Annotated in this window: 10 protein-coding genes; 6 read left to right on the top strand and 4 right to left on the bottom strand. The window is 46.1% G+C overall.

All coding sequences use genetic code 11. The features are described 5' to 3' along the window. The first annotated feature begins 19 nt into the window (after window positions 1-19). Both AAC978_RS00630 and glpK read left to right on the top strand, forming a co-directional pair. Complete coding sequence (locus AAC978_RS00630; protein ID WP_341546023.1) at window positions 20-1,606, top strand: prenyltransferase/squalene oxidase repeat-containing protein; 1,587 nt, start codon at window positions 20-22, stop codon at window positions 1,604-1,606. 198 nt (window positions 1,607-1,804) lie between these two features. Further along, window positions 1,805-3,289, top strand: coding sequence for a glycerol kinase GlpK (glpK, locus tag AAC978_RS00635; protein WP_341546024.1), 1,485 nt, complete (start codon window positions 1,805-1,807; stop codon window positions 3,287-3,289). A 93-nt stretch (window positions 3,290-3,382) separates the two neighbouring features. Here the strand turns inward: glpK and AAC978_RS00640 are convergent, their stop codons facing one another. From AAC978_RS00640 to AAC978_RS00655, 4 genes are read right to left on the bottom strand one after another with little or no spacing between them, the layout of a single operon-like run. After that, entirely contained in the window at window positions 3,383-4,714 is a 1,332-nt protein-coding gene (locus AAC978_RS00640) for an efflux RND transporter periplasmic adaptor subunit (RefSeq protein ID WP_341546025.1), read from the bottom strand. Window positions 4,715-4,769: 55 nt separating this feature from the next. Next, window positions 4,770-7,148 (bottom strand): ABC transporter permease, encoded by a 2,379-nt coding sequence (locus AAC978_RS00645; RefSeq protein WP_341546026.1) that lies wholly within the window; start codon window positions 7,146-7,148, stop codon window positions 4,770-4,772. Beyond that, the gene (locus AAC978_RS00650; RefSeq protein ID WP_341546027.1) at window positions 7,142-7,846 is read right to left on the bottom strand and encodes an ABC transporter ATP-binding protein; all 705 of its coding nucleotides are present in this window, start codon (window positions 7,844-7,846) and stop codon (window positions 7,142-7,144) included. Before AAC978_RS00650 ends, AAC978_RS00645 begins: the two co-directional genes overlap by 7 nt. Before the next feature lie 43 nt (window positions 7,847-7,889). Next, a complete protein-coding gene (locus AAC978_RS00655; protein ID WP_341546028.1) occupies window positions 7,890-8,546 on the bottom strand; it encodes a TetR/AcrR family transcriptional regulator in 657 nt (218 codons plus the stop codon). A 227-nt stretch (window positions 8,547-8,773) separates the two neighbouring features. Here AAC978_RS00655 and AAC978_RS00660 point away from each other — a divergent pair, with 227 nt between their 5' ends. The 4 genes from AAC978_RS00660 to AAC978_RS00675 all read left to right on the top strand — a co-directional run bounded on the left by AAC978_RS00660 (window position 8,774) and on the right by AAC978_RS00675 (window position 13,067). Beyond that, window positions 8,774-9,826, top strand: coding sequence for a sensor histidine kinase (locus tag AAC978_RS00660; protein WP_341546029.1), 1,053 nt, complete (start codon window positions 8,774-8,776; stop codon window positions 9,824-9,826). Then, window positions 9,816-10,517 (top strand): response regulator transcription factor, encoded by a 702-nt coding sequence (locus AAC978_RS00665; RefSeq protein WP_341546030.1) that lies wholly within the window; start codon window positions 9,816-9,818, stop codon window positions 10,515-10,517. Before AAC978_RS00660 ends, AAC978_RS00665 begins: the two co-directional genes overlap by 11 nt. Window positions 10,518-10,816: 299 nt before the next feature. Continuing rightward, entirely contained in the window at window positions 10,817-12,643 is a 1,827-nt protein-coding gene (locus AAC978_RS00670; RefSeq protein WP_341546031.1) for an APC family permease, read from the top strand. Window positions 12,644-12,728: 85 nt separating this feature from the next. Continuing rightward, a complete protein-coding gene (locus AAC978_RS00675) occupies window positions 12,729-13,067 on the top strand; it encodes a mannosyltransferase (protein ID WP_341546032.1) in 339 nt (112 codons plus the stop codon). Window positions 13,068-13,149: the final 82 nt, after the last annotated feature.

Raw genomic sequence — 13,149 nt, forward strand, 5'->3', positions numbered from 1 at the left:
TATAGCATAAGATGCAGAGATGGATGGAGGTGAGCGATTGGATTATGGTAAGATTTTAAATGAATCTATAGATAAAGCGACCCATTATGTATCAGATGGTGTGGAGCAGATTTTAGCGGACAAACTGGATCAAGACCATGGTGTCTCTCCAAGTCCAGGGGCAACGGCGCTAGCTTCTTTAGCCTTGTTGGCTTTAGGACGAGAATTTAAAGGTGCGCAGCAGCGAGGGATTCAGTGGCTGTGGCAGAATAACAGGGGAGGCTGGGGGAAGGTTCCCGGAGGTCAGCCCGATGAAGAAATAACGAAGATTGCTAGATTAGCACTGCAGGGGAGTCAGGGAGGATGGATGACTAAACTCCAGGTTTTATCCCAGGCTAGGCAGTTCTCACAGATGATTTTAACCTTAGGACAAAGGGTAGTACCCGGTCTGGAGGGGCCCACACCTGAGGAGATTGTGATTCCCAATATTCTAGAAGAAAAGGTTTTAGCCAAATTGCCCATCTATGGCCGACCGGTAGTGATAGCAGCTTCACTCCTTGCTACTGAATCCCAGGAGGGATTGATGAGAGGAGTTCGATACCTTCTCAACACCCAAATGCCAGATGGTTCTTGGTCTGAAGATATTATTGGTACTAGCTTAGCCGCACTAGCTATTATGCGTTTAGGCGGAAATCTAGAACCCTGTCAAAAAGCTGGACGCTGGCTTTTGAGTAAGCAGTATGTCAACGGAGGATGGCCTGCATTTGATCAACTTAAAAATTGGGCCATGGGCTGGGCAATCGGCATCACTGCGGAAATAGAGGATAAGTGGGGAGGGAATCCCTGGTTGCAACGAGGTGTGGCTTGGCTTAAGCAGGCTCAGAATGCAGATGGTAGCTATGGCAGCACACCACCCTATACTCATCCGGATTTAGATGATACGGCAGTAGCCTTAATTGGCCTCCGTCAGGTAGGCGTAGCAAATTCTTTAGGAATTCAGTTGCTTAAAACAATGCAAAATGACGATGGAGGCTGGGGTACCTTTCCGAGTTTTCAAGGAATACCACCACAGATCACCTCAAGGTTTCCTGTGTATATTCCAAGCGCCGATGTGACGATCCATGCCTTAGAAGCCTTATGGCAGCAAACACGATCCCAAGAAGGAGCCATTTACCGAGGGCTTACTTGGTTACTATCCCAGCAGGATGTTTATGGAGCTTTTCCCTCCTCTTGGTATGAAGGGTCGATCTATAGTACTGCTCAGGCTATCGAACTTTTTAGCAAATGGAAATTTAATTGGCAACAACTCTATCTGACACGAGACATTATGGAGGCAAGGCAAAAAGCCATCAACTTTATCATACAATCCCAGGGAGAAGATGGTGGCTGGGGCTCAGCAGCAGAGACGGGGTTGGCCTTGTCAGGCCTCTTGCGCTATAGTAGAGTAGTTCCCAAGGAGGTCCTTGATAAAGGGATCATCAATCTTACTAATTCACAGAATATCATGGGTTCCTTTACACCTTCATATAAGGCGATCTACGCTAAAGGATGGGACTATGAGGAGCCTATTAGCACAGCTCTTACCGCCATTCGTGCCTTAAGCAGATATAATAAATCAAGTGAATGAAAGGGACAGATCCCTTGATTCAATCTACAAAGGAGGGCTATGCCCTCCTTACTTGGCGTATAAGGCATTAATTCTGCATCGGCTGCACCAATTATAAATGAAAAAAGAATGGGGTAAAGATGCTGCCCTTTAAAAAGGATTCTTCTCATGATATAAAGAAAGTAGAAGTTGTAAAGTTAGAGCTGTGAGGCGAGAAGAATGAAAAGATACATATTAGCTTTGGATGAGGGGACAACCAGTTGTCGGGCGATCCTCTTTGATCAGGAGAGTCATATTGTGGGAGTGGCCCAGAAAGAATTTACCCAGATCTATCCTCAACCAGGCTGGGTAGAGCATGACCCTGAAGAAATCTGGAGCACTCAGTATGGTGTCATTGCTGAGCTCTTGGCTCGTTACCAGGTGAAAATTGAGGAGATTGCAGGAATCGGCATCACCAATCAGCGTGAAACCACGGTGGTGTGGGATAGGCACACAGGCAAACCAATCAGCAACGCTATCGTTTGGCAGTGTCGAAGGACTGCTCCCCTCTGTGATGAATTGAAGGCTAAGGGATTAGAACCTTTGTTCAAGGAAAAGACTGGCTTAGTTCTGGACGCTTATTTCTCGGGAACGAAAATCCGCTGGCTTCTCGATCATGTGCCCGGTGCCCAGGAAAAAGCAGAAAAGGGCGACCTGCTCTTTGGGACCATGGATACTTGGTTAGTTTGGAATCTAACCAAGGGTCGGATTCATGTTACCGATTATTCCAACGCTTCCCGCACTTTGCTTTATAATATTAAGACTCTGGAGTGGGACCCTGAGCTGCTTCGCGAGCTTAATATTCCTGCAGTGATGCTTCCCAAGGTCAGGCCCTCAAGTTTCAACTACGGAGAAACGGCACCGAAAGGTTTCTTTGGGTATCAAATCCCTATCGCTGGAATTGCCGGGGACCAGCAAGCAGCTTTGTTTGGCCAAGCTTGCTTCGAGCCGGGCATGGCGAAGAACACCTATGGTACAGGCTGTTTTATGCTGCTGAACACTGGGGAAAAGGTCCGTGAATCTCGACATGGCCTTGTAAGCACCATTGCCTGGGGTATTGAGGATAAGGTTGTCTACGCCCTAGAAGGAAGTGTTTTTATTGCCGGAGCAGTGATTCAATGGCTACGGGATGAACTAAAGCTCATCGAAACGGCAGCTGATTCCGAATATTTTGCGGCCAAGGTGGCAGACAACGGTGGCGTCTATGTAGTGCCTGCCTTTACAGGCTTGGGCGCTCCATACTGGGATATGGATGCTCGGGGAGCAATTGTTGGCCTTACCCGAGGCAGTAATAAGAACCATATTATTCGTGCTGCTTTAGAATCTATGGCCTATCAAACGAAAGATATCTTAGAAGCTATGGAGGCAGATTCCCAGTTACCCCTTCAACTTCTGAAAGTGGACGGGGGAGCAGTAACCAATAATCTCCTCATGCAGTTCCAGGCGGATCTCCTGGGTGTAGAAGTAGAGCGGCCTCAATGCATTGAGACCACAGCTTTAGGGGCTGCCTATCTTGCTGGTCTAGCTACGGGCTTTTGGAGCGATAAAGAGGAATTAAGGGGGAAGGCTAGGATTGACCGTTCCTTTAAGCCTCAGATGCAGGAGGAGCTGAAGGAAAAGTATTACCAAGGCTGGAAAAAGGCCGTTAGACGAGTCATGGATTAAGTAGAACGATAGCCCGCGGTGTCCTTCATGATGAAGAGACCACTGCGGGCTATTTATATGACGGTGATGATCTTGTAACTCATTCCATCAATCTTACAAGGCTTTAATCTTCTTCCCTTCCTTGAGTCCCGGTAGATCCGTATCTAAAAGGACTTGTTCACCGGTGGCTAGTCCCTCCTGGATAATAACCTCACGATTGTTTTCCATGCCTTTAACCACGGGCTGAATGGTGGCGACTCCTGCACGAACTACCCAAACCGCCTCACCCTCTCCATAGGGGAAAAGGGCTGATTTAGGAACCATGATTTGAGCGGACTCTTGATGAGTTATAAAATCCACATCCAGAGTGCTGCCGATAATCAGAGGTGTTTCACTCTGTAAAAGGATGCTTACCTTAACTCGATTCTCCTTGAGGCCCAAGGGAGAAATACGTTCCACCGCCGCAGGCTCGACATATTCGATCTGTCCCGCCAAGACTAAATCCTCCAAGCTACTATCCTGTACTGTTTTCACCGAGTCTCCCGGCTTGATTGCAGAGGCCTCGCTGGCTAAAACATAGCTTTCTACCTTATATGAAGAGCTTTGATAAAGATTGAGCAAAAGCTGTCCTGGGGTAACCCATTCTCCTTCCTTCAGGTTCAAGTCCTTAATGAAGCCATCAGCGGGAGCAGTCACATGGCCCTGGGCAATTTGTTCCTCCAGTTGGGCAATTTGGGCAGTAAGGGCTTCTATCTGACCGGCGTAAAACTGTTCAGTGCCTTGTTGAGGCTGGTGCTGTTCATAGATTAATGCCAAGGCCGTTTTCTGTTGGGTCAAGAAATTCTTGGCCCTTTCCGCTTGACGCTGGGCTTCTTCATATTGCACCAGAGGAAGAGCCCCTGCCTCATAGAGAGCCTTGCTGCGGGCGAGATTTCCTTCCTGGGCCGAATTATCCTTTTCAGCCTGGGCAATCAACAGATTTTGCTGCTGAATTAAGGCCGGATAGGGATTGCTATAGGCTTGGAGACGTTGCCCTTCCACGCTTTTGCGCTGTGCCTCTAAGGCTTCCAACTGATAAGTAAGGTCCTGGGTATTGAGCTCCAGAAGAACCTGTCCCTGCTCGACCTTATCCCCGTTTTGTACCGAAACAGAGGTAATCTTCGCGTTCACCGTATTATACTGCGGCCACTCCCGGGCTGCCAAAATTTGCCCCTCTTCCGTAAAGCCCTTAATAAATTCCTGAGGCTGAACTGTTATAAGTGTTCCGGACAAGGGTTTTAGACTATTAACCGCCACAGTGGCTAGGATGAGGAGAGCAATAATTCCGTAAATGAGTATTCTTCTTTGCTTGGACTTTTTAGCGCTGACTTTTCCGGTTCCCAGCGGACCTTTCTTGAAAAAAGTGAATGGTATTTTTTTTAAGAGAGAGGGACGTTCAACTGACATAAGAATACCTCCTCAATAGAATTAGTCGTTGCGTTTAGTTAACCTCAAGCTTAATCTACTCTTTCGTTGCTAAAATCTCCACAAAAGACATAGCCTTGATTTTAACATAAGTGCGATTCTGGGCAATCCAGACGGAGAGGGCAGTGCCACCGACAGCCCCAAGGAGCGCTACAAGGGGGATTTCCGTGGGAATGGAGTAGAGATCTGTGCTCATGGACTGTCCCATTGCGGCCAGAAGGCCATAAGAGAGAGGAATTCCCAAGATGACCCCAAACAGTGTGAGTAACCATTGCTCGGAAGTAATCACTTTCAGCACTTCTTTTGAGGTCAAACCGAGCACTCGTAGAGAGGCTAGCTCCCTTTGGCGCTCGGAAAGAGAGATGATGCTGGAATTATAGATCAAAGCAAAACCGGCAAAACCGGCGATCAAGGCCATAAAGTAGACGGTAAAGCCATAGGAAGCCATCATTTCCTCGATCTTGTCTGCACTCTCTTGAACAGATTCGATGTTACCCACCTGGGACGCATCCCGGTATTTGCTTTTAAGAGCGGGGATCGCCTGTCCATCCATCTGGATGAGTACGGAGGTGGCAATCTCGCCTTGTTGTAGAAAGTCTGCCAGAGCACCGATCTCCATAAAGGCGTTAAGGCCTACATATTGAGGAATTACCCCGCGCACGACTAACTGTCCCTTCTTTTCAGCATGGAACTGGCGCTGCAGTGGGCTTTCGACCTGGATAGCATCCCCTACCTGCACTTGGAGAAGATTAGCCAAACGTTCCGAGAGTAAAACCCCGTCTTGCGGAATCGGTACCTGTTCACCTTCTTTATTTAACACGTTGTAGAGAGTGGAACCATGGTTTAGACCGAGCACAATAACCTCTTTCTCATGCCATTGATTGCGCAAAGTGACAGGAACCTCTAAGAGAGGCTCGAGGTGAGTGATGCCGGGTTCGTGGGCCAGAGTATTTTGTAGGGAGTTAGCAGGCCCGGGCCTGTTGAGGGAGATCTTGACATCATAGGTTTGGATTTGTCGGAATTGAAATGTCGTTAGCTTATCGATCATGTTATCCATGGACCAGGAAACTGTCATCAGGCTAAAAATTACAGCCATACCGACCACCGTAAAAATGCTGCGCATGGGTGAGCGGAAAGCATTGCGAACCCCCATCTGACCTTGGGAAGACAAACGACTCCATAACCAAGTCAGGTTTTCGAAGGGCGTTTTACCGGCGGAAGCGGGAGCCGCTGGGCGCATGGCATCGGCGGGATTTAAGCGCAGGATGTCCAAACTGCTTTTTAGGCCACTGAGGAGACTGAAGCTTAGAGAAAGTGCTAAGCCTAAGAAAAGATATTTCCAGGAAAAGCTGCTTGCCATGCCAGGTAAAGCGAAAAATTCTTCATAAATAGTCATTAAGGGAAAAGTAAGGGCAATTCCAGCCAAGCCCCCTAAGATGCCGCCGATTCCCCCAATCAAAAGGGGATAAGACAAATAGTGCAGGATGATCTCGCGATTCGTGAACCCAAAGGCCTTCAAGTTGCCGATATTCATTCGTTGCTGTTCAATCAATCGTCTCAGCATGGTATAGAGAATGATGGCGGCCACCGCAAGAAAGACTAGGGGCAAGGTTTGGGCCATGCTACGCAGGGAGCTTAACTCACTTTCGAGGACGGCATGACTGGTCTGATCTCCGCGAGGAAAAATACTTTGCACCCCATAAGGCTTCAGTGACCTTTCCAGAAGCAGCTTGACATCCTCAAATCTAGCCTCAGGCTCCAAGGTAAAGACGATATCATTGACCTGCCCTGATTCTTTGGCCAAGGCCTTAAGTGAGCGTTGGGGAATGTAGGCGATGCCAAAGGTTGAGGGGTCAGGGTAGAGTTCTTGAGCGGTACGCATAGCATAGATGAACTCGGGGCTCTGGGCAGTTCCGACCACGTTAAAGCTGGATCGCTTCCCTTCGAGAATCAAGGTTAAAGTATCACCCAAGGCTAGGGAATTAGCCGCCATAAACTTAGGGTCCACGAGGATTTCCCTTTTGTCATCTTCCGGCCATTGACCGCTAAAGAGCTGAACTCGGTTCACCTCCGGCTGCTGGGAAAAGTTCATGGAGATCAGGCGGAGGTAGCGACTGCTTTCAGCATCCTCCTCCCAAAGACGGGCGTCCTTGACGATTCGACCTTCAACCTTATCTATTCCCGCTAGGCTGGCCAGCTTGGCTACTTGGCTCTCGGGGTAACCGTTGAGCTTAATAAAGCCATCCGCAAATTGGGTTTCGGCATAAAAGTGATCCTGAGCTCGCTCCAGATTTTCGATGATAATCGAATAGGAAGTGTAGGTGATTAAGCCGATCATGATCACAATGATACAGGCCAGATAAACCCCGCGGTTTGACTTGATTTCACGGAATAATTTTCTTCGCAACATTACCATTGCAGTTCCTCCGGCGGCAGGGGGTGCTCATTGACTTGGATACGGTCAAGTCGACCATCCTTGAGATAGAAAACACGGTGCGCCATTTTAGAGATCTCTGAATTGTGGGTAATGAGGATAATAGTTTTTTGGTATTCCTGGTTGAGTTTTAGCAAGGCTTTGAGGACTTGAATGCCGGTCTCAATATCTAAGGCTCCCGTGGGCTCATCACAAAGGAGCAAGGCCGGATTTTTAACGATAGCCCGAGCAATGGCCACCCGTTGTTGCTGTCCCCCGGAAAGCTGGGAAGGGAAATGATCCGCCCAAGCCGCGAGTCCCACATCGTGTAGTACTTCTTCCACAGGCAGGGGATCCTCGGCAATCTCTGCCGCCAGCTTCACATTTTCCGCAGCCGTCAAATTGGGCATCAGATTATAATGCTGAAAAACAAAGCCCACCGCATTGCGACGATATAGTGTTAATCCCTTATCATCCAGCTCATGGAGAGGCTGATCCTGATAGTACAGTTCACCGGAAGTGGGCGGGGACATGCCTCCCACAATATTGAGTAGGGTGGTTTTACCGGATCCGCTCTGCCCGAGGATAACAATGAACTCTCCGGTCATGATTTGAAAGTTAAGTCCTTTGAGTACCTCGACCTCGATTTCCCCGGTCTGGTAAACTTTGCGGATCTCTTTACCTTCCAGCAGTATAGCCATAAAGCTTCCTCCTCAAATGGTGACGATTGAAAATGATTAACGCTTACTCGTTGCTAACGACTCGCTTTTCTAAACCATGTGCGAAAAGGTAGAGAAATTTATCAATCAGGTCCAGATAACGGCTATCCTCTAAGATTGAGCCCTGACTGTTTTGACTGAGGGTAAGATAGGCGTCAAGAAGAGCCTTGTTTAAGGCTTGCATCATCAGTAGGGCAGCCGTGAAATCCGTCGTTGGATCAAGCTGTCCCAGCTCATAGCCTTTGCGCAACATTTCTCCATAGAAATCCAGGGATTTGGGATTTTGCTCCGCCAGCACTTCCTCCCGCAGTTTTTGATTGTTATCCTTAATAAATCGATCCCCCAGGGCTAAAAGCTCGGGATGCTCTTGAGCAAACTCGATGCCCACCATAAAAAGCCTGTGCAAGATCTGAAAGAAGTCGAAGCCCTCGCCATGCAGATTGGGAATTCTATCCTCAAAATACTGGAGTTTTTTTTCTACCGCCAGATTAAAAATATACTTATATAGATCCTTAAGGTTTTTAAAATACTGATAGAAGCTACCTCGCGGAATTCCAGCTTGCTCAATAATTCGAGCGATGCTCGCTTGAGCAAACGGATATGCCGAGAATTCGCTCATGGCAGCCTCAGTGATGCGCTCTCTTTTTTCTTCGGGTAGATTAAAAAAAGTCTGGGTTGGCAAGATCAGGACATCTCCTTTCCTGATTTATGTCTTAATTTTTTATACTCTTATGACGTGCTTTTTTAAATATGACACCACTGTCACCACAATATTATGACAGGTGCGTCATATCGTCAAGTGTAATCTATTAATGAGAAAAATTTAATTTATGTTCTTTAGTTAATTGAGAAACTCCCCTTGCCCAACGACATAAAGACGAGTAATATCAACCTAAAGGTGATGAAATAATGAAGAATCTATCCTTAACCTTAACAGACACCATCAAAACCATTGGTATACTTACCGCTGCCACCCTGTTATCCATGGGGCTACGCGCGCTGGAGATTGGGGATCCTAATGTTATTATGGTGTATATCCTGTCCGTACTTATTATTTCACTAGTAACTAGGGGATATGTCTATGGTGTTGTGGCATCCGCCTTATGTGTACTGCTGTTTAATTTCTTTTTTACCTACCCCTATTATACTTTTCATGCTATCCAACGCCATTACCCTATAACTTTTGCCATTATGCTGGTCGTGGCTTTTCTGACCAGCACCTTGACCATCCGCGCTCAAAACCAGCTTGTGGAGTCGGAAAAGGAAAAAATGCGTAGCAATCTCCTGCGGGCTATATCCCATGACCTCCGCACTCCTCTAACCGGGATCTTGGGTGCAAGCTCTACCCTTTTAGAACACGTCGATTCCTTAGATAAACAGACTCAGCAACAATTGCTTTCTAACATTAAAGAAGACTCTCAGTGGCTTATAAGAATGGTTGAAAATCTACTGTCGGTGACAAGAATCAAGGAAGAAACCATGAATGTCACCAAAACCCCGGAAGCTGCTGAGGAGATTGTTGCGGAAGCAGTACACCGGATCCGCATAAGGTTCCCGGAACAGAAAATAAGGGTACGGGTACCTGATGAGCTGCTGATGGTCCCTATGGATGGGATCTTGATCGAGCAGGTTTTGATCAATCTTATTGAAAATGCCATTAAGCATTCACCTGAGAATACGGACATCGAGGTCACGTTAAAGAAGCAGAAAAGCAATGCAGTATTTGAAGTGATTGACTCCGGAACAGGCATAGTCAAACAGGATTTTCCTTATCTCTTTGCAAGCTACGTTCCCAGTGGAAAACGCAGCGCCGATGCGACAAGAGGAATGGGGATTGGTTTATCTATTTGTATGTCCATTATTAAGGCTCACCATGGAACCATGGAGGCAGCCAACAATGAGACAGGTGGGGCAGTTTTCCAGTTTACACTGCCACTGGAGGGGAAGGAAATTGAACAATAACCCTTTAATACTCATCGTTGAGGATGAGGGTGGGATTAGTAATTTCATATCAGCGATCCTTGAATCGAACCATTATAAGGTGATAAAAGCAACAAAGGGTAAAGAAGCCATTGCTATGGCTGCTTCCCATGGTCCGGACTTAATTTTGCTGGATCTCGGGTTACCCGACCTGGACGGCCTTGAAGTCTTAAAAACGATTCGTCAGTGGACAAGTATTCCTATTGTGGTGGTCTCAGCTCGTGGGCATGAGCGTGAAAAGGTAGAAGCTCTTGATTGTGGTGCAGATGATTATATCACAAAACCCTTTGGGACCATGGAACTCTTAGCACGAATTCGCACAGCCCTTCGGCATAATCTAAGCAATATAATGAACAGCTTTGCGGAGAATGACAAAGTCGTGGTGGGAGACCTCACCATCGACTATGGCAAAAGACGTGTGACCCTTGCCGGGAATGAAGTTCATTTGACTCCCATTGAGTATAAAATTATCGTGCTTCTTGCTAAGCATATCGGTAAAGTCCTCACTCACGATTATATAATGAAGGAGGTATGGGGACCCTATACCAATGAAATACAAGCCCTCCGGGTTAACATGGCCAATATTCGAAGAAAAATTGAGCAAAATCCCGGGGAACCTCAATATATCCTTACAGAGGTCGGAGTAGGTTATCGTATGGTTGAAGAGAGATAATAGCCCTGAACACATTGTAGTTTGAAAAAGAAATATACTGCTGAGTTTTGGAGAAAATAAAACCAAAGCTCAGCAGTTTTCTATTTCTCGGGATAATCTCTTTTCTTTGTTCGATGACTGCTAGCCGTAAGACTCCCTGCTGTTAGGCAAGCTCCATCTGGAGCCAAGAGGATCTTTATAGAATCTTAATGTGTTCGGCGCCAATCTTAATCCTGTCTTAACTTTATTGATGTTATAAAGTAGAGACAGAATGCAAAATGATTTGCTTAAGTGCTTAGCTTAGAAGGAGAAAAATTACCATGAGATCCTCTATAAAAAATCATTTAATTGGGCGACCGTTGAAATCAACAGAGTTGGGAGAACAAAAATTAAACAAGAGAAAGGCCTTAGCGATTCTTTCTTCAGATGCCTTATCCTCCGTTGCCTATGGCCCGGAACAAATACTCATTGTTTTAGCTACACTTGGAGCGGCGGCCTTTTGGTACTCTATACCCATTGCCATAGGGGTATTGATTCTTCTCGTCGCCTTGATTTTGTCCTATAGACAGATTATTTTTGCTTATCCCCATGGTGGCGGGGCCTATGTGGTCTCGAAAAATAATTTGGGTGTAACTCCAGGGCTAATCGCTGGAGGGTCCTTGCTTGTGGACTACATTTTAACAGTTGCCGTAAGTGTCTCGGCAGGTACGGATGCTATCACTTCAGCTTTGCCGGCCTTACATGAGCATAATGTGATCATAGCCGTGCTGTTTGTTCTTTTCTTGACCCTTCTAAACTTAAGAGGAATAACCGAGTCCGCAACCATCTTAGCTTATCCAGTGTATCTATTTGTATTTGCTTTATTCATCTTGATTGGTGCTGGTTTATTTAATGTTTTTACAGGACAGGTGCCTCCAGAACTTCACACACAGGTCGGAACGCCAGTGGTAGGAATTAGTTTATTTTTAATTCTGAAAGCCTTTGCCTCAGGTAGCTCAGCCTTAACTGGAGTAGAAGCCATATCCAACGCCATTCCAAATTTTAAAGAGCCTGCTCCCAATAATGCTGCCAAAACACTCATTGCTATGGGGGTTTTCTTAGCCATCTTATTCTCCGGAATTGTCCTACTCGCCTATTTTTACGGTGTTGCCCCCAGTGCCGAGGTGACCGTGGTATCTCAAATCGCTGAGAATGTATTTGGAAGAAATGCCATCTATTACTTTATTCAAGGAACAACTGCCCTTATCCTGGTTCTTGCAGCTAATACAGGGTACTCAGCTTTCCCCTTGCTGGCTGTTAATCTTGCCAAAGATAAATTTATTCCCCGGATGTTTACCATCAGAGGGGATCGTCTTGGCTATTCGAATGGAATTATCATTTTAGGATTCTTATCCATCCTGCTTATCATTGCCTTTAAGGGACAGACTGAGCATCTTATTCCTCTTTATGCCGTAGGGGTATTTATCCCCTTTACCCTGTCTCAGACCGGTATGATGGTCAAATGGTATAGAGAAAGGCCAACAGGTTGGCTTCCTAAGTTGCTTGTCAATACCATAGGGGCTTTCATTAGCTTCACGGTGGCGATGATCTTTTTTATAACGAAGCTCAACCAAGTGTGGCCGGTATTTTTCTTCGTCCCCTTGATGATTTATATGTTTCGTCAAATCCATAAACATTACGAGGAAATAGCCGAGCAACTCCGGGTGAGCACAGCACTGCCCGACTTGACTCCTCGAGGGAATGTCATCATCATTCCTGTCGCAGGGATCACCCAAGTCGTTGAGCATTCCCTAAACTATGCTAAATCCTTGTCGGCTAACCAGATTATTGCTGTTCATGTGACCTTTGATAAGGAAGAAGAAAAAAGGCTGGAAGAAAAGTGGGAGAAATGGGATACAGGGGTGCGTTTGGTCACCTTGTTTTCTTTGCATCGCAGTATCGTGCAGCCCCTAACTAAATTTATCGATGCTGTTGAGCGCAAAGCTCTGGAAGGTAATTATCAAGTGACTGTTCTGATTCCGGAATTCATCCCCAAAAAGGGCTGGCACAATATTCTTCATAATCAATCGAGCTTGTTGATTCGCACGGTATTGCTTTACAGACGAAATTTTGTTGTCACTATAGTACCTTACCATCTTAAAAAGTAATGATATCTCATGCTATAATTGAGAAAAGATGGAGTATATATTAAGAACAGAACGACAAGATGAGTAGAAAGCGAGTGGATTAAGCATGGATAACCTCAAGAGCAATCTTAATAAAGCGTTGGATACAGCCAAGGGAACTATCAATGAAACTGTCCGCAAAGCTGAGGAATTTCTCGAAAGTGACCAGGTTAAATCAAAGGTCAATGAAGTGAAAGATTTAGTAGAGGATAAAGCGGAAGGTATCGCCGCTCGAGCTGATGGGCTTAAAGATACCCTAGAAGATAAGCTGGAAAACATCGCGGACCGCGCCGAAGAATGGAAAGACGCTGCTGAAGCGAAAGCGGAGAGAATTGTTGATCGAATCGAAGATAAAGCAGAACAATATAAAGATAAAGTAGAGGGTTTATTCCGTAAGGATAAATAATTCTCCCCTCGCCTCATTCTAATAAACTAATAAAAGATCACTGCAGAAGTACACACCTGCAGTGATCTTTATTCTTAGAAAG

Source organism: Desulfitobacterium sp. THU1 (genome assembly GCF_038181555.1).
GTDB lineage: Bacteria > Bacillota > Desulfitobacteriia > Desulfitobacteriales > Desulfitobacteriaceae > Desulfitobacterium.